Here is a 24284-nt window from a genome sequence, read left to right as displayed (position 1 = left end):
GCTCACCGCTGGAACTCGATGGGCACGCGCTGGCTGGGAGTCGGGCTCTCGTCGATCATCGCCGTCGTGACGATCAGCCTCGCCGTCACCGGGCGGTTGTCGCTGTACATCAATCCCGAGTCGACCTGGTTCGCCGTCGGCATGAGTGTCGTGCTGCTCGTCGGCGCCGTCGCGAGCTTCGCGCTGCCGCTCGGAGCCGAGGACGATCACGGACACGACCACGGTGATTCGGATGCCGCGCACGGCCACCATCGGCGCACGCCGCTCGGACTCGTCGCCACGGTCACCGGCGGGGTCGTCGCATCCGGTGTCGTCGTCGCCACCCTGTTCCTTCCGCCCGCGACGTTGAGCGCCGAACTGGCCATGTCGCGCGACGTCGGAGCGCCGCCGCTGTTCGCCGGAGCCGACGTCGTGACCCTCGCCGCGACGGGAGACACCGCGTCGTTCGGGGTGGGTGAATGGTCGGCCGTCTTCGCCACGGCGACGAATCCCGATGTCTTCGACGGCGCCGACATCACCCTCACCGGGTTCGTCACCCCGAACGGGGACGGATTCGACCTCACCCGGCTGGTCATCACCCACTGCGTCATCGACGCCCAATCGGCGAGCATTCCGATCCCGGTGGACGGCGCCGTGCCCGAAACGGGCCAGTGGGTCACCGTCGAGGGCACTGTGCACGCCTCGCCCGACGGGCGCCTGTCCATCGACGCCGGCACCGTCGAGCTGATCGACGAACCGCAGGACCCGTATGAGTACTGAGTCGACCTCGCGCCGCAGCAGGTCGCGAGCGCGGCGGACGCGTGCGTTCCTCGCGTCGTTCGCGCTCGTGATCGGCGCCCTCGCCCTGGCCGGAGCAGTGGCGGCAACGGTGGGGGTCGTGCAAGGGCCGCGGGTGACGAGCGTCCAGGTCGATCCGGACGCAGCGGCCGCGGCATCCGGATCGCGCCTGATCATGACCACCTCGCAGTCGCTCGCCGAGATCGAGCCGTCGCAGGTGACGATCGAGCCTGCCGCGCCGTTCGCCGTCGACACGTCGGGACGCAACGTCGGCATCCGCTTCACCACCGCGCTGTGGGACGACACCGAGTACACCGTCACGGTGCGGGGTGTGGAGGGGATCGGTGGGGGCCCCACCACGACGCTCACCGAGACCTTCCGGACGCCCGCGATCGATGTGCACCTGCTGAAACGCGACACCGCCGACGGCGACGTGATCTTCCGCACCGACCTCACCGGAGAACAAGCGGTGCCCGTGTTCACGCATCCGCACATCGAGGACTACCGCGCCACCGCGACCCACCTCGTCGTATCGGTGCGCACCGAGTCCGACCTGCCCGCCCTGATCGTGACCGACCTCGACGGCGAGAACGAGCGCGAACTTCCGCTCCCCGCCGAAGACGGAACCGTCTCGGCCCTGCAGGCCGCCGACCGCGGCGAGACGATCGGCTACGTCTTCACCGAAGCGAGCCTCGGTGAAGACGGGGGAATCGAGAGCACCCTGTTCACGACGACCGCGTCCGGTGACGGCGCGGCCACGGCGATCGAGGTCACCGGCGCCGACAGCCGGGTCGCCGAGTGGCGTTTCGTCCCCGAGACCGACAGCATCCTTCTGCTCGGCTTCGACTCCACGCTGATGCTCACCGGCGCCGAAGGCGGCACGGGCACATCGCTCGGATCGGCGATCGGCATCGAAGGCGTCGCCGGCACCGACGCGATCGTCGAACGCATCGACGGGATGACCGTGGTCGATCTCGCCGACGGCAGCGAAGCACCCCTCGACGCCTCCGGCGCGAACGCGGGAGTCCTCGCGAGCGTGCTGCCCATGCCCGGCGGAGACACGCTGCGCGCGACCGTGCTCTTCGACGATGCCGGTCTGCCGGTCGGCACCACGGTCGCCGCCGTCGACCCCGACGGGCAGAGCCGGGAGGTCGCCGACGTCGCCGGCGCCGACGCCCTGCTGCAGACCTGCGTGTCACCGAGCGCGCGGTACGCCGCGCTCCTCGTCGCCCCCGATGCCGTTTCGAATCCCTACGACCAATACCTGCTGCCTCTGCCCGAACGCCTCGAGACGCGCATCGTCGATGTGTCAACCGGTCAGCCTGTCGTCGATCTCACCGGGTTCGACATCTCGTGGTGTCGCGTCCCACCGACATGACCCTGCGCCCCGCGACGCGCGCAGACCTCGCGCCGCTTCCTCTTGAGGTCGCCCCGCGGCTCCTCGGAGCGGTGCTGCGCACCGAGGTCGCGGGGACGGTCGTCGCCGTGCGGATCACCGAGGTCGAGGCGTACCACGGGCTCGGAACCGGCGACATCGCCGACCCGGGATCGCACGCCCGCAGCGGTCTCACACCCCGGAACGCCACCATGTGGGGCGAGCCGGGGCACCTCTACGTCTACCTGAGTCACGGCATCCATTCGTGTGTCAATGTCGTCTGCGGTCCCTCGGGCGTCGCCGGAGGAGTGCTTCTGCGCGCCGGCGAGGTGATCGAGGGGCGGGATGCCGCATCCGCCCGCCGCCCGGCCGCACGCGCGCCGCGGGACCTCGCCCGTGGACCGGGGCGCTTCGGCAGCGCGGTGGGGCTTCGGTATGTCGACCACGACGGGATCGACGCGGTCACCGGCGCCGTCCGCAATGGTGCCGTCGCGCGCCTCTCACTCACCCGCGAAGCAGTCACCGACGTCTCCACCGGGCCCCGGGTGGGTGTTGCCGGCATCGCCGGCACCGACGCGTTCCCCTGGCGCTTCTGGCTCGCCGGCGACCCGACGGTGTCGGCCTTTCGCTGGGGGCGCGGCGCGCGCGAGCTGCAAGAGTCGGGGCGGGATGCCGCATCCGCCCGTCAAGCCGACACGCCGTCCGTGCTAGACTGACTCTTTGTCTGCGCGCACTCCAGCACGCAGTTCGCGTTTCAACTCACCACGATCGCCTCACGGCCGGTTCATCCGGGCGGGATTCACGCGCGGGTTGGAATGCAGACAAGGGATCTTGGGTGGTGCCGTCCGGCACCACGGTATGAAGGAGACATCACTATGGCAGCAGTGTGCCAGGTGACTGGAGCAGTTCCCGGCTTCGGTCACAACATCTCGCACTCGCACCGCCGGACGAAGCGCCGCTTCGACCCGAACGTGCAGAAGAAGACGTACTTCGTTCCGTCGCTCGGCCGCAACATCAAGCTCAATGTTTCGGCCAAGGGCATGAAGGTCATCGACGCCCGTGGCATCGAGTCGGTCGTGAAGGACCTGCTCGCCAAGGGGGTGAAGCTCTGATGGCCAAGAAGGCACAGGACGTCCGTCCGATCATCAAGCTGCGTTCGACCGCCGGCACGGGTTACACCTACGTCACGCGCAAGAACCGCCGCAACAACCCTGACCGCATCGTGCTGAAGAAGTACGACCCGGTCGTCCGCAAGCACGTCGACTTCCGAGAGGAGCGCTGAGCATGGCCAAGAAGAGCAAGATCGCGCGTAACCAGCAGCGCCAGGAGGTCGTAGACCGCTACGCCGCCAAGCGCGCAGAACTGAAGAAGGCGCTCGTGTCGCCGACCTCGACCGACGAAGAGCGCGAAGCCGCGCGCGTGGGCCTGCAGAAGCTGCCCCGCAACGCGTCGCCCGTGCGTCTGCGCAGCCGCGACGTCATCGACGGCCGCCCGCGTGGCGTGCTGACGAAGTTCGGCATCTCTCGTGTCCGCTTCCGCGACATGGCCCACCGTGGGGAGCTCCCCGGCGTGACCAAGTCGAGCTGGTAAGCACCACAGCAACAGAAGGCCCGGAGTTCCTCGGAACCCCGGGCCTTCTGCCGTTTTCGCGTCACAACCGTCACACAGGTCACACCGAAGACCCCGACACGCCGCGTGAACGGTGAAAAGCGGCAGAAATCCGCGAAATTCCGCGGAATCGTGGCTATAGTCAAGGCGGTCGATCCGACCAGCCGGGGGGCACTCGCCACCCGGACCCCGTAATACAGGCGGCGATCGCCGCCTTGGAGGACAAACCCAATGGCTGACAAGTCCATCACCAAGACCGAACTCGTCGCGAGCATCGCCAGCGCGACCGGCCTGAGCCAGGCCAACGTGTCGGGCGTTCTCGACTCGCTCTTCTCCACCGTCTCGGAGTCCGTCGCCAAGGGCAGCAAGGTCTCGATCCCCGGCTGGATCTCGTTCGAGCAGGTCGCGACGTCGGCACGCACGGGCCGCAACCCGCAGACGGGCGAGGAGATCAAGATCCCCGCCGGCAAGCGCGTCAAGGTCACCGCGGGCTCGAAGCTCAAGGCCGCCGTCAAGTAAGACAGCGTTTCCTGACAAGGGGGATGCCGCAGTTGCGGCATCCCCCTTCGTCGTCCCCGTCCGCCCTCGCATCCCGCCCCGTCCGCCCTCGCTCTTCCTCTCTCGGCGAGACGTGGATCTGGCAGCGAGAATCAGCTGCAGCGGCCGATTCCCGCGGCGCAGACCACGTCTCGCGGGGTGGGGTGGGCGGATGCCGGGCGCCCGCCCGATGCGGGGCGGTCGGGCGCGGGCGGGAGCGGAGCCGCGGGAGCCTAGAGTGGAGGGGTGAATCCCCGCACGCTGCGGGCCGTCGGCCCGACGATCCTCGGCGTGTCCGCGCTTGTGACACTCGTCTGGGCTCTGGCGTACGGCGGCGGGGCCGAACCGCTCGTGATCGCAGACCCGGGTCCGATCGCGCGGTGGGGGCTTCCGATCGCGAAGCTCGTCGTGAACATCTCGGCCGCAGGCATGGTGGGTGTGCTCGTCACGGCGCTGTTCACGCTGAAGGCAGGCGACCGTCCCTTCGACGTCGCGTTGGATGCGGCATCCATCTCTGCCGCCGTCTTCACCGTGGCCGCCGGCGCGACCGGATTCCTCACCTTCGTCGACGCATTCAACCCGGCCGTCAACCTCAGCCCCGAGTTCACCGCGCAGTTGGGGCGCTTCCTCGTCGAGACCGAGGTCGGTCGCACGTGGCTGATCACGACGGTCGCCGGGGCGATCCTCACAGTGCTCACCTTCGCCGTGCGTACCTGGACGCCCACGCTGCTCGTGGCGGTCCTGTCGATCGCCGCCCTCGTGCCGATGGGCACGCAGGGCCACTCGGGTGAGGCCGCGTTCCACCACGAGGCGATGACCGCGCTCATCATCCACATCATCGGCGCGGCCGCCTGGCTCGGCGGCTTGCTCCTGATGGTCATCGTGCGCCCCCTGATGAACAGAGCCACCCTCACGGCGGCGCTCGAGCGCTACTCGAGCATCGCGCTCGCCGCGTTCTTCGTGGTCGCCGTGAGCGGGACGGTCCGCGCGGCGATCGGGTTGCTGCGGATCGATGCGCTCTTCTCGCCCTACGGGGTGATCCTGATGGTCAAGGTGGTGGCGCTCATCGCGATCGGCGGGCTCGGCGCCTGGTATCGCCTGCGTCTCATCGGCCGCCTGCGCGAAGACGGTGCATCGCGCTGGTTCTGGACTCTCATCGCCGTCGAACTGGCGCTCATGGGCATCGCCAGCGGTGCGGCGGCCGCTCTCGCGCGCACCGCGCCGCCCATCGATCCGCTGATCCCCTCGGTGCCGACCCCGGCCGAGTACCTCACCCTGGCGCCGCTGCCGCCGGAGTTCACCCCCGACCAGTGGCTCACCGCCTGGAACGTCGACCTCATCTGGGCGTTCGCGGTCGCGTTCGGCCTGTTCTTCTACTACGTCGGAGTCTGGCGGATGCACCGTCGTGGCGATCGCTGGCCGATCTTCCGCACGACGTTCTGGACCCTCGGGTTGCTGTTGCTGCTGTGGGTGACGGCGGGACCGATCAACGTGTACCAGGACTACCTGTTCAGCGTGCACATGATCGGACACATGCTCCTGAGCATGGCCATCCCGGCGCTCCTGGTGGTCGGCGCTCCCGTGACGTTGGCCGCGCGCGCCATCCACAAGCGCACCGACGGAACCCGCGGGGGCCGCGAGTGGATCCTGTGGGCAGTGCAGACGCCAGTCGCGCGCATCCTCACCAACCCCTTCGTCGCGGCGGGCAACTTCGTCGGGTCGCTGTGGATCTTCTACTTCACCGACCTGTTCCGCTGGTCTCTCTATGACCACCTCGGGCACGAGTGGATGGTCGCCCACTTCTTGATCTCGGGGTATCTGTTCGCACTGACGCTCATCGGCATCGACCCCGTGCCCTGGCGCCTGCCGTACCCGGGCAGACTCCTGCTGCTCATCGGCGTGATGGCGACGCACGCGTTCTTCGGCGTGACGATGATGATGCAGTCGGGTCTCATGGTCGCCGAGTGGTTCGGCGCGATGGGGCGCACGTGGGGACCGACCCCTCTCGAGGACCAATACATCGGCGGCGGTGTCGCCTGGTCGGTCGGCGAGATCCCGACCCTCGTGCTGGCGGTCACCGTCGCGATCCAATGGAGCCGCTCCGACGATCGCATCCAGCGGCGCCGCGACCGCCATGCCGATCGCACGGGCGACGCGGAACTCGAGGAGTACAACGCCCGACTGGCGAAGCTCGCCGAACGCGACGCCCGTGACGGCGTGCGGTGAGCGTCAGCCACCGCCGACGGCGATGCTCGCTGTGCCGTCGGGCAACATCTCGATCTGGGCCGTGAACGTGAACGGCACGTCTTCGCTGACCGGCTGGACGGAGCCGTCGAAGAGCGAGCGGATGCCGACCTCGATGTGGGCGACGGCCTCGGTGCGCGGGATCTTCCACCCCGCCCCATCGGGCTCGATGGTCACGACGGGCCGTTCGGCGATCGACCACACCGGCGGAGAGTCGATCCGTTCACGCACGTAGTAGCCGAACGGGCAAGCCGTCGGCTGGAGCACTTCTTGTGCGGCGCACTCGTCGAGGAACAGGTCGACCCGTTCCTGCACGACCGTGACGAATTCCTCGGTCGGGCTGGCTTGGAGGTCGACGGGGACGACCGTGAGCGGGCTGTCCGACAGCACGGCGACGCCGGGGGAGGTGGCGACGGCGGTGTCGACCGCGACGCTGTAGATCCCGGGGGAGAACATCAGCATCGCCACGGGCGCGAGAGGGTCCGCATCCACTCCGTCGGGTGAGACCTGGCGCTTGTCGATTTCGAACCCGTTGACCTGGAACGACATGGCCCCCCGCACGGTCAGGTCGAGGACGGCGAGCGGGCTCTGGGAGAAACGCCACGTCGGGGCGAGACCGATGGAGCCGGCACGTTCGACGGTGAACGTCGACTCACCGGTGAACGCGCCGGCGCGATAGCTCACCGATACGTGCGTCACGTCTCCGTCCGCGGACTCGTCCAAGATCTCCACCTCGGTCAGCGACGCCATCGCCGCCGGGCGCAGGAGGGCATCCGACGCCGTCATCGGCAGTCCGGCATCGGCGAGATCCATCGAATCGATCGCCACACCCGGCACGAGCATCGCCTCGGCGGCGCGCCCGTCCGACAGCATCCCGAGGTAGCGCTCGACGAACGCGCTGGGGGAGTAGAACTCTCGATAGACCGATTGCACGGTCAGGGCCACAGCGGCCACGAGCAGCACACCGACCACCGCGAGAGCGATCAGCTCCGCCGCGAGGCGTCGTCGGGTACGCCGACGCGGGGGCGGGGGCGCCGACGTCGACGAGCCGCGCCCCTCCGCATCCGTCGGCCCGTGTTCCACCGCACCAGTCTAGGAAACCGTCCACACCGCGGGCATGCGCGCGCCCACACTGGTTAGCATGGCTCGGTGACCACGCCCGCGCTTTCGACCGAACAAGAAGCGCTCTTCCGGCTCATCGAAGACACCAACGACCACGTCTTCGTCACCGGCCGCGCGGGCACCGGCAAGTCGACGCTGCTGCAGTACCTCTCCGACCACACGACGAAGCAGATCGCCGTGTGCGCACCCACCGGTGTCGCTGCGCTCAACGTCGAGGGGCAGACGATCCATTCGCTGTTCCGGCTGCCGATCGGACTCATCGGTACGTCCGACGAGAAGCAGTCCGATGCGACACGCAAGATCTTGAACGCGATCGAGACGCTCGTGATCGACGAGATCTCGATGGTCAACGCCGACCTGATGGATGCCATCGACCGCTCCCTGCGGATGGCGCGAGGCCGACGCGCCGAACCGTTCGGGGGCGTTCAGATCGTCATGTTCGGTGATCCGTACCAGCTGGCGCCCGTTCCGCCTCGCGGCGACGAACTGCGCTACGTGCAGGACCACTATCGGTCGTTCTGGTTCTTCGATGCCCACATCTGGGCCGGTGAGGACTCCGCGGACGGACTCATCGACGTCGGCAGGCACGGGGCAGATCTTCACATCCGCGAACTCGTCGACATCCACCGGCAGTCCGACGCCGACTTCAAGGCGATGCTCAACGCCGTACGCCACGGCGTCGTCACAGCCGACATCGCCCAGATCCTCAACGACAAAGGCGCGCGCACACCGCCGACCCCGACCGACGACGAAGCCCCCATCATCACGCTCGCCACGCGCAATGACATCGTCAACAACATCAACCGTCGTCATCTCGAGGCGCTGCGTGGCCGCGAACAAACTGCGGTCGCGGAGGTGAACGGCGACTTCGGACGGGGGGATGCCGGATACCCCGCCGATCCGGAGCTGCGCCTCAAGGTCGGCGCCCAGGTGATGTTCCTGCGAAACGACCGTGGAGCGTTCCCCGACCCGCCGCGATGGGTCAACGGGACGATCGGGCGGGTCACACGAATCGCGGGCGGCACGGTGCGCGTCGACGTCGACGGTGACGAGTTCGATGTCGAGCCGGCCGTGTGGGAGAAGTATCGCTACGCGTACGATCCGGCATCCCGAGCCCTCACGCGCGAAATCGTCGCCGAGTTCACGCAGTTTCCGCTGCGGTTGGCATGGGCGGTGACGATCCACAAGTCGCAGGGCAAGACGTACGACCGGGCGATCGTCGACCTCGGATCCGGGGCGTTCGCCCCCGGGCAGACGTACGTCGCGTTGTCGCGGTTGACCTCGCTCGACGGGCTCTACCTGTCACGTCCGCTACGACCCCGTGACATTCAGGTCGACCCGGACGTGCGTCGATTCATGGCCGACGTGCGTCGACAGACATCGGTTCCGCGGGTCGCGGGGTGAGTCAGGCGACGGCGCGTGCTGCCTTCGCGCGGCTGAGGTCTTCGAAGAGGTCGGTGTTGAACTGGTAGGCGACGAGCACCTCGTCGATCACGCGCTCGCGTTCGGCCTCATCCCACGGCGCGGCATCCAACTGCTCGCGGTAGACATCCTTGAAGGCGCTCGGATCGGCGATGTCGTCGAAGACATAGAACCCGATGCCGTTGGTCTCGAAGCCGAACCGGCGCGCCATCAGACGACCGATGAACTGGCCGCCCGAGAGGTCTCCGAGGTAGCGCGTGTAGTGGTGGGCGACGAAGCCGCCGGCCCACGTGGCTCCGACCTGGTTGATGCGGTCCACATAGCGCTGAGTGGTCGGAAGCGCCTCGATCCGGTCACGCCAGTCGGGCCCGACGAGGAACTCGAGGTCCGCTTCGAGGGCCGGAAGGCGCGTGAGCTTGTCGCTGATGAAGACCGATGCGACGGGGTCGTTGCGCATGAGGTCGGCGGTGCGTTCGAGCGCTTCGTAGATGAACCAATGCTGTGCGACCAGGGCGACGTAGTCTTCGCGGGTGCCGTCGCCCTTCATCAGGTCGGCCATGAAACCGGCGTGCTCACTGCCGGCGTGCGCACCTGACGAGCGCTCACGGAGGGCCGTGGAGAAGGAGACGACGTCGTTCATGCGCTCAAGTGTAGGGGGTTAGGTCGCCCTTACCCACCCTCGTATCAGGCGTGTGGCCGCGGAGTGGCGCCGAGGCGAACGCAGGCGGCGTCGTACAGCGCAACGATCTCGCGCCGCACATGTGGCCGTTCGTCGATGGGGCCACCAGGCCACTCGACCCGAAACTCGACGCAATCGCCCTTGGCGTCGCGGCTCTCCCAGTCACCACCCACCCCGTCGAATCGCACCATCGTCGAGGCCACCGGCGACTCCTGGGGACCGAAGGCGCGAGCGATCAGGAGGTTGTCATCGGCGTGATCGCCGTTCATGTGGGCGAGCACCGCGCTGTGCGCGGCGTCGTCGAAGCGGTGGATCATACGGCAAGCTTACGGACCGCCGTGACGCGACCGTGACCTGGGTGTGTTTGAATCTTCTGAGGTTTCATCGGGGGGTAGAAGTGCGCAAACTCACCCAGCGCGTCGCTGGTGTCGTCGCGGCGGCGACCGCGTTCGCGCTCGTCGTCACGGGATGCTCCGCTGACACCAGTGTCGAGATCGACACCCCGGCTCAGGCTGAGGGCTCGTTCTCGGGTGACATGCTCACCGAATTCGAAGCGGCCGTCGATCAGGCGATGCTCGCCAGCGGCGCCTCCGGCGCGATCGTCGGCGTGTGGGCACCCTGGAGCGGAAGCTGGGTCGAGGGGATCGGCACTCAAAGTCCCGAAGACTCCACTCCGGTCACGACAGACATGCAGTTCCGCATCGCCGCGCTCACGCGCCCGATGACGTGTGACGTGCTCTACGGCGTCGCCGCCGACGGGTTGGTCTCGCTCGATGACACGGTCAACACCTATGTGGCGGGCGTTCCCGATCTCGCGAACGTGACGCTCGAGCAGCTCTGTGAGAGCACGTCGGGCATCGGCTCGTACACACCCCAGCTCGCGGGCGAGTTCGCGTCGAACCCCGACCGCGTGTGGAACCCGCGCGAACTCGCGAGCTACGGTCTCGGCAAGGAGCGCACGACAGAGCCCGGAGCTGCGTACGTGAGCTCCGACGCCGGCTACCTGCTGCTCGGACTCGCGCTCGAGCGGGCGACCTCCAAGAGCGCGGCGACGCTCATTGAGGAGTACGTCACCGAGCCGCTGGATCTCGAGGCGACGTCCTTGCCCGCGGCGAGCCCGGCCGTCCCTGGACCCGGTACGGCACTTCGCGGCAACCTCGCTGTCGAGAATGAGGAAGGTGTGCTGGACTGCACCAATCCGCTCGACGTTTCCGAACTGTCGTCGAGCATCGGCTTTACCGATTCAGGCGTCGTGTCGAACATCAACGACCTCGGCCGCTATACACAGGCGCTGGCGGCCAACTCCTTGATTGCGCCGGAGTTCGCTGAGGAGCGGTTCGCCGATCCGCTGGCTCGGTCGACAAGGGGCACCTCCTGGTACACGACACGTGGGGGCGCGCTCATGGCCGGGTCTCTCGTTGGCTACCACGGATCGATCGCCGGGTATGCCACTGCTGCGTACTCCGACCCAGAGACGGGGCTCACCGTCGCCGTCGTGCTCAATAGCTCGTTGGAGGGAGAACTCCCTGCACGAAATCTGGCGTGGGAGTTGGCGGCACTGGCATCTAAGGCGCCGGCCGCCGACGGGCAAACCGCGCCTGAACTCGGGTTCCCATGGACCCCGGAACAGTTCCATGCCGGAGACGCGGATCAGGCGTCCTGCGCACCCGAGGCCTGACACCGCCGCATCCGTGCCGCGCAGACGCGTGTTTCGTGCCATCAGCGCATCATTTGCGACGTGATGGATGAGTGCGAGTGACGATTCGCGCCACCCGTCTCGCATCGCGACCGTGCACGTCGGTATTCTGCAATCAAGTAATCCCCCAGCGCCCCGCAGGGCATGGTCACACGCCCCCTTCGTGGAACCCCCAGTCCACGGAACGGTGACCGGCCGCCGGCTCCGAGACGGCCCCCAACGCCTCGGAGCCGGGACCCTGCGGGGTACACCCCATGGGTCATCTGGAGGCCGGAAATGGTCCAGACGACGTTCGACACGCTCACGCGAACCCGGCCTGCCTGGCGACCGACATCGCGGGTCGCGACGGCGATCCGCACGGCCGCGCATCCGCGCCGACTGCTCGTGGCGCTCATCCTCACGGCGACCGCAGTCGGGGTCTTGGCACTGCAGATCGCCGAAGACGATCTCCTCGCCGAGCGCACTGCGGTGCAGACGGTGAACACGACGGTCGAGTCACGCCTCGTGACGGAGCAGTCCGTGTATGCGCGCGAGCGATTGCGCGAAGCCGACCTGCGCGCGATGATCGCCGAGCAGCGCCCCCTCTTCGCGTCGACGGAGGGATTCTTGAAGTGAGGCCTGCCACGCGGCGAGGCATCGGCATCCTCACCGCCGGTTGCGTCGTCGTGCTGGGTTTCCAGCTCGCCGACCGATCCGCGCTCGCGCAGGAGTTGGATGCCGCGATCGAGGTGCAGGAACGGCTCACCCTGGCGTACGAGGCCCAGGCCGCCGATGTCGCAGCGGTCCAGGCCGATGTCCACCAGCTCAGCGCCGTCTACGCCAACAACGTCGCTCTGCTCGATGCACGCGAAGACTTCGTCGACGCCATCGCCGCGTCGCGCAGTGCGCTGGCTGGAGCGAAGGGCAAGGTCGACACGGGCGACGAGCGAGACGACATCCTCGACCTGCAAGCCGTCGTGCTGCGCGAACGTGCCGACGTCGCGGTCGTCACCGACGCCACCGCTGACGTCGAAACCGTCACGTCAGATGTCAACGAGGCCGTCGAGGAGTACGACCGCGAACAGGAGCGGATGGCAGCCGAACGGGCGGCAGCCGCCGCGGCCGCAGGGGGCGGCGGATGGTCGGGGGGATGGTCCGGCGGGTCCGGCTCGGCCTCCGCGGCGTCGTCCGGCGGAGGCACCGCGTCGACCGCCGGCGGTTATGCGCGTGTGCGGGCGGCGCTCAACGCGGTTGGAGGCGGCGGCGTTCCGCTCGAGCAGTTCGCCGGCGCCTGTGGCGGCGGATGGGCCGCTGCGTGCGCGTCATCCAGCGGCGTCATCCGCTTCACACCGGCCGTTGCGACCTGGTCGGATGGGCGACTGTACTGGGCGATGGCGCACGAGTTGGCGCACATCCATCAGTTCCGGGTATGGGGGCCGCTCATGCGATCGTCCGGCTACGCCTCGCTGTTCGGCGGCAACATCGAACACCTCGCCAACTGCATGGCGGCCGCGCGCGGCTACGGGAGCGGCAACGTCTCGTGTTCAGGAGCGCAGATCCAGTTCGCCGGCGCGATCTGGTACGGGAGCGTCCCGGCCTGACGCCCTGCCCCGCATCATTCACGATCGGCGTGCCGCCGAGGTGTTCGCGCCGCCGGGGCGTCCGATCTCGTACTCTGGCTGTGCAGCCGTGGGGATGGACGGATGCTGCGGACGTGGGCGGTGAATGCCGCCTCGACCGGCGATGGATGATCGTCGGCGTACGCGAGGGGGCGCGGGATGGCCACGCTGACGGAGATCACGGAGTCTGACCTGCAGGCATGGGCGGCTCGGTTGTCGGGTGCGGGTTCGCGTTCACATGCTTCCGGACGTCCGCCCGAGTGGATCCGGTCGTCCGTGATGCGGATGCGCGGAGTCGAGGGAATGCACCAACTCTCCAACATGGGAGTCGTCGACGCAGATGATCCCGCGGCTTTCGACGCCGCATTGCTGCGCTATCCGGTCGGCGACCTGATGGTCTTCAGCACCTTGCAGACGCCACACGTCGTGACATTCGAGCCGCATCTGCGCGACAACGTCGACATCGTGATCCTCGGTGTCGTCGGACTCGGTGGCCAAAGACTCGTCCGTTCCGGCGGGGTCGAGGTGCTGAGTGTCGGGCGGATGGGGTTCATGTCGACGCTTGCGTCGTCGTCGGTCGACCACGTCGGACTGAACGAGACGACGGGAATCGTCGTGCCGACCGCTCTGCTTTCAGGACAATCGGTCGAGCTGGAGCGCGGGGTCGGACTGATTCCCGATACGCCTCTCACTCGGGCGCTCGGCGCATCCTTCGGCAGGCTCCTGGCCGAGCTCCTTCACGGCGGTGAGATGTCTCCACGGAGGATCGCCGAGACAGAGAGTGCCCTCGTCGGCGCGTCCCGCATCCTGATCGACCAGTGCGCCGGCTCGGAATCGAACGGCGGTCACTCCGAGAGTGTCCGCACGACGGTCGCCCAACTCATCGAAACGCGGCACTCCGATCCGGACTTCGGCGTGGAGGCCATCGCAGCCGAACTCCACATCAGCAGAAGACAGCTGTATCGACACTTCGTCGATTCTTCGGCGTCCGTGGCCGAGATGCTGCTGAGCCGTCGTATCGCCACGGCCCAGGCCGAGCTCATCCAGATGCCGCCGCACGACCTCGAGTACGTCGCCCAGGTCTCTGGGTTCTCGGATGCGGCGGCATTGCGCGCCGTGTTCCGCCGAAGGCTCGGCGTGAGTCCTTCGGAGTTCCGACGTGCATCGACCGCGCAACGTGCGCGTCTCGCTCAGGCGATGCTGCTCACCGACGAACAGTCCGGCTGAGTGGTCGGCGCGGTCACACTTCGCCCGCGGCGACCGTCTCGGCGAGGGCGTGCACGCGAGGCAGGTGGTGCGTGCTGTAGACCTCTGCCGAGGCCAGGCGCGCGGCATCCGATTCCTGCTCGTCATCGTGCGAGACGACGGACGCAACGGCGAGGGCGTGCATCCACCCGCCCGCGAGGGTGCCGAGCATCATCAGGTACGGAACCCCTGCCGCGTACGCGTCGCGGGGCGAGTCGCCGAACGTGAGCACCGCTTCGGTCGCCCGTCGCGCCGCCGCGAGAGCGCGTTCGAGGCGCTCGGCGATGCGCGTCGCCGTGTCGTCACCGGCGTCGCCGAGCGCACCGATCGTCTCTTCGATGCGGCCGAACAGGTCGGTGACGGTGGCGCCGTTGTTGCGCAGCACCTTGCGACCGATGAGGTCGTTGGACTGGATCGCCGTCGTGCCCTCGTAGATCGGGGTGATGCGGATGTCGCGGTAGTGCTGGGCGATTCCCGTCTCTTCGACGTATCCCATGCCCCCGAAGACCTGAATGGCGTCGCTGGTGAGGCGGATCGCATCTTCGGTCGTCCAGCCCTTGAGGATCGGCACGAAGAACTCGGCGAGAGCGTGGTCGGGTCCGTCTTCGCGGTCGAGCAGGTCGCCCGAATAGACGCCGAGAGCACGCATGGCGAAGATCTCGCTCGACATCGACGACAGCAGACGCCGGACGTCAGGGTGTTCGGCGATCGGTGCGCCCGCGGGGCGGTCGAGCACGGCGCCCTGCGTGCGTTCGGCGGCGTATCGGGCCGCCTTCTGGTACGCGCGGTCGGCGATTCCCGTGGCCTGGTAGCCCATTCCGGCGCGGGCGGAGTTCATCATGACGAACATCCCGGCGAGGCCACCGTTGATCTCACCCACGAGGTATCCGGTCGCGTCTTCGTAGGCGAGCACGCATGTGGGGCTGGCGTGGATGCCGAGCTTGTGCTCGATCGCGACGGTCGTGACGGCGTTGCGCTCGCCGGGGGTTCCGGCGTCGTCGACGAGGTACTTGGGCACGACGAAGAGCGACAGGCCCTTCGCGCCGGCGGGGGCGTCGGGGGTGCGCGCGAGAACGAGATGCACGATGTTCTCGGCGATGTCGTGGTCGCCCCACGTGATGAAGATCTTCTGACCGCGGATGCCCCAGCTGCCGTCGTCGCGTGGGGTGGCCATCGTGCGGATCGCCCCGAGGTCGCTGCCCGCGTCGGGCTCGGTGAGGTTCATCGTGCCGGTCCACTCGCCCGACACGAGGCGGCTGAGGTACTTCTCGCGGATTTCATCGGATGCCGCGGCATCCAGTGCGTGGATCTGACCGGCCGTCAGCAGCCAGCACAGGGCGAAGGCGGCGTTCGACGCGTTCCAGAACTCGCCCAGACCCGCACGGACGGCGCCGGGGAGGCCGTCGCCTCCGGCGGACACCGGCGCTTCGGCGGTGATCCACCCCGACTCGACGAATGCGCGGTAGGCATCGGCGAAGCCCTCGGGCATCCGCACTTGGCCCTCGTCGAGGCGCGCACCGACGGTGTCGCCCACCGAGTCGAGAGGCGCGAGAACGGATGCCGCGAAGTCGCCGGCCGCCTCAAGGATCTCGGCGGCGTCATCGGCCGTGAGTTCCCCGTTCGTCGCCCGCGCCACGATGTCGGTGCCGAACGCTTCACGCAGAAGGAACACGTGGTCTTCGACGGGCGGGCGGTAATCGGATTCAACGGCCATCGTGAACTCCTGGGGTGCTTCGGGTGGTACGGAGGCTCATTCTAAATGAGACTGCGTTTCAGTGGAAGGGTGGCCCCTACGCGCCGGGCCGCCGCATCACCCAACGCCGCGCGCCACCGGAGTGGGCGCCTGTCGCCTGAGCTCGCACAAAGCCGTGGGCTTCGAACAGCCGGACGGTTCCGACATAGCCGCTGATCTGATCGACCCGATCGTCGGTATCGACGGGATACCCCTCGATGATCGTCGCACCGCTCGATCGCGCATGTTCGACCGCGCCATCGAGCAGATCGTGCATGAGCCCACGCTTGCGATAGCCCGCTCGGACGACGAAACAGACGATGGACCAAGGATCGCGCTCTTCGTCGAGGTGAGGGATCGTGCGCGAGTTCATAAGCCGTCGGTAGGTGGATTTTGGCGCCACCGAGCACCAGCCGGCGACGTCATCGTCGACATACGCCATCACCCCCGGGCCGGGCGTGGTCGAGCACTCGTCGCGCATGTGCTCGATGCGCTCCGGCGTGCCGAGCCTCGCGTCGCGGTATGCCATGCAGACGCAGCCCCCGGCGCCAGGCTTTCGCGGCACCATGAACGTGGCGAAGTCATTCCACCTGCCGGTCGCGGGGAGCACCTGAGTGGTCATGTGCTGACGCTACACCTGGCCGCCGACGCGGTCCTCGACTGTACGAGAGCCCCTGGCGTTCGCCTACCCGACACTGCGTTTCCGTGGAAGAGGTGCCGTCGCGGCACCCGGCGCGGATTCGACGGCGGGGCGCTGCGCATAGCGAACTCCTCACCGCTTCATAGCCTGGTGATGAGAACCGCGCCTACGGTTGGGGGCCATGACGAGCCTTGCCCATACCCCTCGCCGCCGGCGCATTGCTGGATTGATCGCTGTCGCCCTGGTGGGCTCGGCGGTGCTCGCCGGCTGTGCTGCCGATCAGGTCGCCGAACAAACGGCGACGCCGACGGTGGAGACATCCGCCCCGCAAGAAACGGAAGCCACGGTTGACTCCACGGCGTATGGCCCCACGACGGGGGACTGCGAAGCCACCGCGGCGACCTTCCGCGATGTCGTGTCAGCCAATCCCGACCTCCCTGATCCGTCGCTGGAAGCCGTCTGTGAGGGCGACGACATCATCGTGACGACGAACTCGATTCCCGATTACACCTACGTGGCGACCACCCCGGGTAGCCCGAGCGAGATAGTGCAGACCTACACCCTTCCCGCAACTCCGGTGGAGACAACAAGCTCGGACTACGGCGAGGTTCCGCGGCTGGGAACGATCGGAGTGACCGTCGATGGAGTGCCGATCTACGGGCCAACCGAGGGAACTGGCGGCGACGTGCTGTCGCTCGAGGGCGCCCTGTCTGTCTGCGGCAGTCACAACGGGCCGGTCGATTTCCACCTGCACCTGTTCGGCTGGGCAGATGATGTCGACTGCGTCTACTCGGCACAGGAGGTCGAGTCCGGCGACCCGGTTCTGGTGGGCTGGGCGGCTGACGGCTATCCCATCATGTCGGGGCTGGTATGCGCCGACGACGAGTGCACGGAGATGACCCAGCTCACCAGCAGTTGGGAACTCGTTGACGAGAGCGTCTTCGCAACCGACACGTGGGCCGCGCACAGCTACGTCGAAGGCTCCGGTGATCTCGACCAATGCAACGGTCGGGTCGACGACGACGGTCAGTATCGCTACTACACCACGACGACGTTCCCTTACATCATCGGGTGCTACCACGGCGAGGTATCCGCCGACGCTCTGCCCAGCGGCGGCGGACGATGACGCAGACGAGCCGGCGCGGCTTCTTGGCCGGGTGGACACTGGCCGCGATCGGTGCCGGGTTGGCGGCATGCACGCGCGCAGACGCCGAGACCGTGGAGTCATCGGTCGATGCGCCGACAGAAGCAGACATTGGTTTCTGCACCGACATGGCGTACCACCACGAGCAAGCACTGGCAATGTGCCAACGGGTGTTGGGCGCTGACACGGGCGGGTCAGTGCAGAACGCCGCCGCAGAACTGCTGCAGAACCAGGCATATGAGCGTGGCACGATGCACGCCTGGCTGGAGGCGTGGGGACAGAGCACGGCACCCCCGGTCGAAGTGATGGGGTGGATGGGAATGGCGATGCCCGCCGCGGAGATGCCGGGACTGGCCACCGAGGGCGAGATGCAACAACTGGCGACGCTCGAGGGCATCGACAAAGGGCGCGAGTTCCTTGTACTCATGCGTGCCCATCACGTCGGTGGGGTGCACATGGCGGACGCGGCGGTCGAAGCGGCATCCGTGCCGAAGGTGATCAACCTCGCCGAGAGGATGTCGGCTCAACAGACGTACGAGATCGCGATGTATGACGATCTCTTGACGACGACCTACGCGTGAGAGAACGGTCCCGTAGGGCCGACTTCCCGCGCATCACCTAACGTTGCGCACCTGAGCGGTCCTGTGCTGACGCCACCCCTGGCCACCGGCGCGGTCCTCGATTGCACGATCGACCCCAGCCGTTCGCCTACCCGGTGATGTCGCGTTGCCGCAGCGACACCATCGCTCCCGTGACGAACACGAGGGCCAGCGCCCACAGCACGGCGATGCCTCCGGAAAACCCGGTCTCGAGCGGTGATGTGGCATAGGCCCACGAATACGGCGACAGGGTCTCGACCCACGCCAGATCGTCGGACTGGTTCGCCACGGCCTGCAGCGCGTAGCCGTACACCGCGATGCCTGCACCGAGCGCGACTCCGACCACGCGCCGACCGGTGAGTGCGCCGCCTAACAGAGCGGCCGCGCCCGAGACGGCTGCCAGGCCGATGAGCGCGATGGTTCCGGCGGTGATGCCTTCACCCGACAGGGCGAGTTCGGAGGGCCCGTTGAGGAGAGCGACGACGCCGCCCGAAACGATGCCGAGAATGCCGAGACGGATGCCGATCGCCAGGGCGACCTCGAGCACGTACGGGACGCGTCCGATGCCGTGGGCCAGGTCGAGCTCGAGCCGGCCGGACTCTTCGGCGCCGCCGATTCCTGCCGCTCCCCACGAGGTCGCCGCGATCACCAGGAGCACGAAACCGATCAGTCCGAAGAACGTGCCTTGGGCATACCCCGGCCCTGAGCCGATCTGGTCGTACCCCATCGCCTCGACCATTTCGGGTGGGAGGGTTGCGATGATCTCTTCGAGCGAGCCGTTCGAACCGAATGACGGGAACAGCGGCAGGTACAACGCGAGGGCGCCGGTCAGCCCGATTGCCCAGGCGAGGATCCCACGCCAGGACTCGCGCAGGCCGCGCCGAGTGACGGGAAGGATGCTGCGCATGTCAGTTCCCTCCGTTCGGCCGGGTGGCAGCTCGGCCGCCGTCCTCGCCGTAGAGCCGCAGGACGGACTCTTCGAGATCCGGCTCTTCGATCACGAGCTCCGCGACATGGAACCGGGCGAGCAGCTTGACCAGCGGGTCGATGTCCCCCTCGATCGTCGCGTGGGCGATGACGCGGTCGTCGTGGGTACGAACGTCCACGGGGTGCGATGGTGAGAGCGGAGCGAGGTCACGGGCGACGTGCTCGGCATCCGCGTCGGTCAACACCGCGCGAACGCGACGGACCGCGCCGAGTCGGAGGTCGGCGACCGCGCCGCGCGCCACGATGCTCCCGGCGCTCAGCACGGCGACGTCATCCGCGGTCTGCTGGATCTCACTGAGAACGTGCGAGCTCAGCAGCACGGTCTGCCCGTTGTCGCGGGCTTCGCGCACGAGACTGAGGAATTCGCGCTGAACCAGCGGGTCGAGCCCGCTCGTCGGCTCATCGAGCACCAGCAAGGGGGGCTCGTGCATGAAGGCCTGGATCAGACCCACCTTCTGCTTGTTGCCCTTCGAGAGAGTGCGCACCGGGCGGGTGAGGTCGCATCCGAGCCGTTCGGCCAACGCGTCCACGCGACCCGGGGCGACGGACCCCGACACGCTGGCGTAGAAATCGAGCAGGGCGCGCCCGGTGACACGGCCCTCCATGCGCAGTTCGCCGGGCACGAAGCCGATACGGCGACGCAGCGCCGGGCCGCCGGTGCGCGGGTCTTCCCCCAGCACGCGCGCGGTGCCCGAGGTGGGGCGGATGATGTCGAGCAGCATCCGCAGGGTGGTGGTCTTGCCGGCGCCGTTCGGGCCGATCAGGCCGAAGACGGTACCGGGCGCGACCGACAGGGTCAGGTCGTGCACCGCGGTGTGGCGGCCGAACCGCTTGTGCAGCGATTCCAGTTCGATGGCAGGGGTCATCCCTGCTCCTTTCGTCACAGAGTCGGGAGGGAGAACGGATCAGGATGCCGCGTGTGGCGGGTCGGGATCCTGATTCGGGTCGTTCTCGCCCTTGTCCGAGCGCGGTCCGACGGGGTGCGCCAGCGCGGCGCGCGCGGCTTCGAGGAGCCGGTCGTCGGCGTACAGTCCGTGCGTGTAGAGCTCGAGAATCGGCATGGTGAGTCGGCGCAGCACCTCGTCGTCGAGGGCGTCGCTTCCGAGCGCCCGGCTGAGGTGGTGGCGCAAGAGCACGGGAGCCAGGCTGTACATGGTCATGGTGGCGACGGTGACGTCCATGTCGTCTTGCGGTCGGAGCATTCCCGCCGCGGCCTGTTGCTCGAGCAGGCGTCGCGTGCCGCCGAGGAACTCGTCGAACAGCGAGTCGGAGACAGGACCGGCGGTCGTCAGCATCCGTGCCATGTAGTCGACGAGCGGCATGAAGCGCTCGCGGTCGGCGAGTGAGGCGCGGATGATCTCCTGCGCGCCGGTGCCGGCGAGGTGTCCCTTGTTCGAGACGAAGACGTCGACGACGTATGCGTCGCACGCGTCGCGCAGGCCGTCCTTGGAGCCGAAGTGGTGAAGGATCAGCGCGGCACTCACATCCGCCTCTCGCGCGATGTCGCGCAGACTCGCTTCGGCGTAGCCCCGCTCGGCGAACATGGCGATGGCCACGTCGCGGATGCGCGCCCGTGTCGGGCTCTCGGCTGAACGCATGTTCAACAGACTAAACGCGCGTTCAGTCGCGGTCAAGGGGCTGTCCTTCGCCCCGCGTTCGTCGTCAGCTCTGGGATGCGGATGCCCGCTGACGAGATGACGGCAGGACACTCAACAGGACCACCGCCGCAGCGGTGACCGCGGCTGCCAGCACGGTGAACAAGATGCGCTCGAGGTCACCTTGCAGCAGTTGATCACGCTCGAACGTCAGCATGACGACTGTCACCGTGACCGCGGTGGCCGATTGCCAATACGGAGCGCCGCGCACCGTCAATACGACATTGGCGGCGAGCGCGACGAACCCCACCACGGCCGGTGCGATCGTCGTGGGGAGGACCACCGCGAGGAGCGCCGCGACGGTTCCACCGAGCAGCGTGCCGAGGACGCGCGCGCCGAGCTTCGACCACAACTTGCCGCGCGTCGGCTGCAAGATGATCGCAACGGTCAACACCGTCCACCACGCGTTCGAGTCGGGGAAGAACAGGAGGCTCGCGAGGGTGAACCCACCGGCGAGGACGGCGAGCAGGATGCTGTACGGCACGGTCGGATCCGGCAGTTCGGGCTTCGGCAGCGGGTGACTGCGCAGCGCGAACGACAGTACCCCGGCGATCCACGCGGTGGTGGCCCCGACGACCACGGCGACGAACAGTGCTGCCGCCCAGGGGCCTGCGGCATCCACGGGCGTCGATATCGGCTTGATCATCAGGAGCGCGCCCATCGTGACCACCATGGCGCCGGAGCTGGTCAGGCCGAAGCGGGGGAGCGCGCTGGTCGCCAGCGCGGTGAGCACCACCAGAACGGTACCGATCGCGGGGAGTGCGTCACCGGTGGTCGCCGCGAGCGCGGCGAGGAGGGCGACGAGCGCAGAGGATGCCGACATCCGCCACATCGCCGGCGTCCCCCGACGCACAGACCCTGCGGTGGCGATGACCGCCAGCACGGTCGGGCCCAGGGCACTCGACAGCGGCGTGGCAGCCACGGCCACGATCGGCGCGAGGACCACCACGACGAGGACGGCGAGTCGCGCGGGGCTGAGGGGGAGAGCCATGAACCGATCCTGGCAGTCCCCGGAGAACCGCGCGGCCCCGGGCAGATCCGTTTGTGCGGACCTGTGGCCGTTCCCGATCACGCGAGCCGACATCTTCTCCGCACAAACGGCGGTCAGCGACCTCTATCTTCGACTCGGGCTCGCCATCGGGGAGATCTAACTGCCTTCGCGTGATGGATCGCGTGCCCACTGGCGCTAATCGACTCTTGCGCTCTCCGACCTGCGTCCGGCGGTCGGCGTGATCGGCGCGGCATGATCGGCTGCGGGCAGGGGTGAGTTCCGGGCGTCGCATCCCGGTCGTCCACTTGGTCCTTGGTCGTGCCGCGGTCGCGGCGGTGGTCAGATGACGCGGGCGGGTGGCGGAGCGTGTGCGGCCCGGAAGAGCCGGTCGAACACCGCCTGCCAGGGCCATGCTTCGGGCAGGCGATCACCGCGAGGACGAGCCACGCTGTTCGCGGAGTGTAGTCAATTCGGTCAACCCCGATGAACCTTCTCCCGCCGTCAGAGTGTCGGTGGCCTTGTGCATCGAAATCCAGGACGATCGTGCCTGCTGGGCGCTCCTTCAGCGCACAGCCTCGGCGCCTGCCCCGGGTGGCCACGCGCGGGCAGTTGCTGCAGCGGCGACGCCCGCCGCCGGCACCACGTTGATGCTGAGTCCCGGTTGCAGCAAGATGGCCACCGCGAAAGCGATCACCGCGGCCAGACTGAAAATGCAGGCCACGCGTCCACGTATGACGAGACCGGCGAGTCCAGCCAGCAGAGCCACAGCGCAAGCAATCGCGGCCGGCCCCACGGCCATCGCCCAGTAGCCAGGCCCCGATACCGGAGCGTACTCATCGCCGACCAATCTGTCGGCTCCATACCAAGTCCAGCCGAGGATCCAACCGCTGGATATAGCGGCAAGGATGAACAACAGCACTCGCGCAGCGCGCTCGTGCCGGACAAGGCCCGCGACGAGCGAGCCGGACAGGACGACGACGAACCACATAGCGCCCAGGACTAGCGCAACCCCGAGATAGCCGATGCCGTCGCTGCACGCCCACGTGTTTGCGCCCTCCGAACCGGGGGCGCCCATCGAGCAATTGACGTGCAGTTGCTCACGGACAAGCCAAGACGTGGCCGGGCCAATCAAGATCGCAACCAAACCGCTCAGGAGCACCACCCACACGGCGGCGCTCCGAGCTGAGTTCGGCGCTCGCGTCACGGTGCGACCTGGAGTCTTATGGGTGCTCATGTGCGACTGACGCTAGCAATCTCCGCGAGCTCTGACCACGCGGCTCCCACGCAGTGGATGCTCGACTAGCCCGCATGCGGCGTCGGTTCCGACGGCATCCGCACAAAAGCCTCGCCGCGCCGTCCTGCGGACGACACGTCGAGGCGTGGAGGGGATGACGGGAATCGAACCCGCGCTATCAGCTTGGGAAGCTGAAGTTCTGCCATTGAACTACATCCCCATACGCGTGAGCGTTCGGCAAGCTTAGCAAAAGCGGCATCCACTTATGCTTGTCGCGTGCTGCTCTCGGACCGCGACATCAAGACCGAACTGGGTTCGGGCCGTATCGGCCTGCAACCGTACGACCCTGCCATGGTGCAGCCGTCGAGTGTCGATGTGCGCCTCGACCGGTACTTCCGGCTGTTCGACAACCACAAGTACCCGTTCATCGATCCGGCCGAAGATCAGCCGGAGCTGACGCACCTGATCGAGGTCGACCCGGACGAGCCGTTCATCCTGCACCCGGGCGAGTTCGTGTTGGGCTCGACCTACGAGCAGGTGACCCTGCCCGATGACGTCGCCGCGCGCCTGGAGGGAAAGTCGTCGCTCGGTCGGCTTGGGCTGCTCACCCACTCGACGGCCGGATTCATCGACCCCGGCTTCTCGGGGCATGTCACCCTCGAACTCTCCAACGTCGCGACGCTGCCGATCAAGCTGTGGCCGGGCATGAAGATCGGGCAGCTCTGCTTCTTCCGCCTGTCGTCGCCGACCGAGAACCCGTACGGAACCGGCCCCTACAGCAACCGCTATCAGGGTCAGCGTGGGCCCACCGCATCCCGGTCGTTCCAGAACTTCCACCGCACCGACGTCGGCACGACCGACGCCGGCTCCCGCGGCGCCTGACCGCATCCCGGTCGCGCTGCTGTCCGGCGCGATGGCGGGGCTTCTTGCGGGCGGATGCGGGGAAGAGGCGCGCGCCCGCGCTGCTGAGGCGGACCGCGGTCGGGCACAGGTGCGGGC

26 protein-coding genes and 1 tRNA gene are annotated in these 24284 nt (G+C 67.8%); 16 read left to right on the top strand and 11 right to left on the bottom strand.

Annotated elements, in window-relative coordinates:
• Positions 1–18: 18 nt before the first annotated feature.
• The 8 genes from ACFQZV_RS02105 to ACFQZV_RS02070 all read left to right on the top strand — a co-directional run bounded on the left by ACFQZV_RS02105 (position 19) and on the right by ACFQZV_RS02070 (position 6523).
• The gene (locus tag ACFQZV_RS02105; protein WP_378751813.1) at positions 19–759 is read left to right on the top strand and encodes a TIGR03943 family putative permease subunit; all 741 of its coding nucleotides are present in this window, start codon (positions 19–21) and stop codon (positions 757–759) included.
• Positions 749–2155 (top strand): hypothetical protein, encoded by a 1407-nt coding sequence (locus tag ACFQZV_RS02100; protein WP_378751790.1) that lies wholly within the window; start codon positions 749–751, stop codon positions 2153–2155. The genes ACFQZV_RS02105 and ACFQZV_RS02100 overlap by 11 nt, the downstream gene beginning before the upstream one ends.
• Positions 2152–2868, top strand: coding sequence for a DNA-3-methyladenine glycosylase (locus tag ACFQZV_RS02095; RefSeq protein ID WP_378751811.1), 717 nt, complete (start codon positions 2152–2154; stop codon positions 2866–2868). Before ACFQZV_RS02100 ends, ACFQZV_RS02095 begins: the two co-directional genes overlap by 4 nt.
• Before the next feature lie 159 nt (positions 2869–3027).
• Positions 3028–3264 (top strand): 50S ribosomal protein L28, encoded by a 237-nt coding sequence (rpmB, locus tag ACFQZV_RS02090; RefSeq protein ID WP_168913235.1) that lies wholly within the window; start codon positions 3028–3030, stop codon positions 3262–3264.
• Positions 3264–3434, top strand: a complete 171-nt coding sequence (rpmG, locus tag ACFQZV_RS02085) for a 50S ribosomal protein L33 (protein ID WP_013584775.1) — start codon at positions 3264–3266, stop codon at positions 3432–3434. Before rpmB ends, rpmG begins: the two co-directional genes overlap by 1 nt.
• A gap of 2 nt (positions 3435–3436) precedes the next feature.
• The gene (gene rpsN, locus ACFQZV_RS02080) at positions 3437–3742 is read left to right on the top strand and encodes a 30S ribosomal protein S14 (protein WP_378751788.1); all 306 of its coding nucleotides are present in this window, start codon (positions 3437–3439) and stop codon (positions 3740–3742) included.
• A 249-nt stretch (positions 3743–3991) separates the two neighbouring features.
• Positions 3992–4279: an HU family DNA-binding protein gene (locus tag ACFQZV_RS02075; RefSeq protein WP_378751786.1), complete on the top strand. Its 288-nt coding sequence runs from the start codon at positions 3992–3994 to the stop codon at positions 4277–4279.
• 264 nt (positions 4280–4543) lie between these two features.
• Positions 4544–6523, top strand: coding sequence for a cytochrome c oxidase assembly protein (locus tag ACFQZV_RS02070; protein ID WP_378751784.1), 1980 nt, complete (start codon positions 4544–4546; stop codon positions 6521–6523).
• A 3-nt stretch (positions 6524–6526) separates the two neighbouring features.
• Here the strand turns inward: ACFQZV_RS02070 and ACFQZV_RS02065 are convergent, their stop codons facing one another.
• Positions 6527–7624, bottom strand: coding sequence for a hypothetical protein (locus ACFQZV_RS02065; RefSeq protein ID WP_378751782.1), 1098 nt, complete (start codon positions 7622–7624; stop codon positions 6527–6529).
• Positions 7625–7690: 66 nt separating this feature from the next.
• On the opposite strand from ACFQZV_RS02065, the gene ACFQZV_RS02060 reads away from it, so the two are divergent.
• Positions 7691–9067 (top strand): ATP-dependent DNA helicase, encoded by a 1377-nt coding sequence (locus tag ACFQZV_RS02060; protein WP_378751780.1) that lies wholly within the window; start codon positions 7691–7693, stop codon positions 9065–9067.
• A gap of 1 nt (position 9068) precedes the next feature.
• Here the strand turns inward: ACFQZV_RS02060 and ACFQZV_RS02055 are convergent, their stop codons facing one another.
• Both ACFQZV_RS02055 and ACFQZV_RS02050 read right to left on the bottom strand, forming a co-directional pair.
• Complete coding sequence (locus ACFQZV_RS02055) at positions 9069–9725, bottom strand: biliverdin-producing heme oxygenase (protein ID WP_378751778.1); 657 nt, start codon at positions 9723–9725, stop codon at positions 9069–9071.
• A 44-nt stretch (positions 9726–9769) separates the two neighbouring features.
• Complete coding sequence (locus tag ACFQZV_RS02050; protein ID WP_378751776.1) at positions 9770–10081, bottom strand: DUF2470 domain-containing protein; 312 nt, start codon at positions 10079–10081, stop codon at positions 9770–9772.
• Between the two features lie 80 nt (positions 10082–10161).
• On the opposite strand from ACFQZV_RS02050, the gene ACFQZV_RS02045 reads away from it, so the two are divergent.
• The 4 genes from ACFQZV_RS02045 to ACFQZV_RS02030 all read left to right on the top strand — a co-directional run bounded on the left by ACFQZV_RS02045 (position 10162) and on the right by ACFQZV_RS02030 (position 14285).
• Positions 10162–11442: a serine hydrolase domain-containing protein gene (locus ACFQZV_RS02045; protein ID WP_378751774.1), complete on the top strand. Its 1281-nt coding sequence runs from the start codon at positions 10162–10164 to the stop codon at positions 11440–11442.
• Positions 11443–11736: 294 nt separating this feature from the next.
• On the top strand, positions 11737–12075 hold the full coding sequence (locus ACFQZV_RS02040) for a hypothetical protein (RefSeq protein WP_378751772.1): 339 nt from the start codon (positions 11737–11739) through the stop codon (positions 12073–12075).
• The gene (locus ACFQZV_RS02035; RefSeq protein WP_378751771.1) at positions 12072–13040 is read left to right on the top strand and encodes a hypothetical protein; all 969 of its coding nucleotides are present in this window, start codon (positions 12072–12074) and stop codon (positions 13038–13040) included. The genes ACFQZV_RS02040 and ACFQZV_RS02035 overlap by 4 nt, the downstream gene beginning before the upstream one ends.
• A gap of 177 nt (positions 13041–13217) precedes the next feature.
• Positions 13218–14285 carry an AraC family transcriptional regulator gene (locus ACFQZV_RS02030; protein WP_378751769.1) on the top strand — a complete coding sequence of 356 codons (1068 nt, stop codon included), beginning with the start codon at positions 13218–13220 and terminating at the stop codon, positions 14283–14285.
• A 13-nt stretch (positions 14286–14298) separates the two neighbouring features.
• On the opposite strand, the gene ACFQZV_RS02025 is transcribed toward ACFQZV_RS02030, so the two are convergent.
• The gene (locus tag ACFQZV_RS02025) at positions 14299–16017 is read right to left on the bottom strand and encodes an acyl-CoA dehydrogenase (RefSeq protein ID WP_378751767.1); all 1719 of its coding nucleotides are present in this window, start codon (positions 16015–16017) and stop codon (positions 14299–14301) included.
• Between the two features lie 76 nt (positions 16018–16093).
• Positions 16094–16657 (bottom strand): GNAT family N-acetyltransferase, encoded by a 564-nt coding sequence (locus tag ACFQZV_RS02020; RefSeq protein WP_378751765.1) that lies wholly within the window; start codon positions 16655–16657, stop codon positions 16094–16096.
• Between the two features lie 199 nt (positions 16658–16856).
• Between ACFQZV_RS02020 and ACFQZV_RS02015 the strand changes: the two genes are divergently transcribed.
• Positions 16857–17801 carry a YHYH protein gene (locus ACFQZV_RS02015; protein WP_378751763.1) on the top strand — a complete coding sequence of 315 codons (945 nt, stop codon included), beginning with the start codon at positions 16857–16859 and terminating at the stop codon, positions 17799–17801.
• Positions 17798–18400 (top strand): DUF305 domain-containing protein, encoded by a 603-nt coding sequence (locus ACFQZV_RS02010; RefSeq protein ID WP_378751761.1) that lies wholly within the window; start codon positions 17798–17800, stop codon positions 18398–18400. Before ACFQZV_RS02015 ends, ACFQZV_RS02010 begins: the two co-directional genes overlap by 4 nt.
• Positions 18401–18527: 127 nt before the next feature.
• Here ACFQZV_RS02010 and ACFQZV_RS02005 read toward each other — a convergent pair whose 3' ends face one another.
• The 6 genes from ACFQZV_RS02005 to ACFQZV_RS01980 form a co-directional block, all read right to left on the bottom strand.
• On the bottom strand, positions 18528–19325 hold the full coding sequence (locus ACFQZV_RS02005; protein ID WP_378751759.1) for an ABC transporter permease subunit: 798 nt from the start codon (positions 19323–19325) through the stop codon (positions 18528–18530).
• A gap of 1 nt (position 19326) precedes the next feature.
• The gene (locus ACFQZV_RS02000) at positions 19327–20271 is read right to left on the bottom strand and encodes an ABC transporter ATP-binding protein (RefSeq protein ID WP_378751757.1); all 945 of its coding nucleotides are present in this window, start codon (positions 20269–20271) and stop codon (positions 19327–19329) included.
• Positions 20272–20310: 39 nt separating this feature from the next.
• Positions 20311–21003: a TetR/AcrR family transcriptional regulator gene (locus ACFQZV_RS01995; RefSeq protein ID WP_378751755.1), complete on the bottom strand. Its 693-nt coding sequence runs from the start codon at positions 21001–21003 to the stop codon at positions 20311–20313.
• A 64-nt stretch (positions 21004–21067) separates the two neighbouring features.
• On the bottom strand, positions 21068–22051 hold the full coding sequence (locus ACFQZV_RS01990; protein WP_378751753.1) for an FUSC family protein: 984 nt from the start codon (positions 22049–22051) through the stop codon (positions 21068–21070).
• A 562-nt stretch (positions 22052–22613) separates the two neighbouring features.
• Complete coding sequence (locus tag ACFQZV_RS01985) at positions 22614–23219, bottom strand: hypothetical protein (RefSeq protein ID WP_378751751.1); 606 nt, start codon at positions 23217–23219, stop codon at positions 22614–22616.
• Between the two features lie 212 nt (positions 23220–23431).
• A tRNA-Gly gene (locus tag ACFQZV_RS01980) sits at positions 23432–23505 on the bottom strand.
• A gap of 56 nt (positions 23506–23561) precedes the next feature.
• On the opposite strand from ACFQZV_RS01980, the gene dcd reads away from it, so the two are divergent.
• Positions 23562–24167 carry a dCTP deaminase gene (dcd, locus tag ACFQZV_RS01975; RefSeq protein WP_378751749.1) on the top strand — a complete coding sequence of 202 codons (606 nt, stop codon included), beginning with the start codon at positions 23562–23564 and terminating at the stop codon, positions 24165–24167.
• The last annotated feature ends 117 nt before the right edge of the window (positions 24168–24284 follow it).

This window comes from Microbacterium koreense, assembly GCF_042677105.1.
Classification (GTDB): Bacteria; Actinomycetota; Actinomycetes; order Actinomycetales; family Microbacteriaceae; genus Microbacterium; species Microbacterium koreense.
The sequence above is the reverse complement of the archived record's forward strand: the minus strand, read 5'-3'. Positions and strand labels throughout refer to the sequence as shown.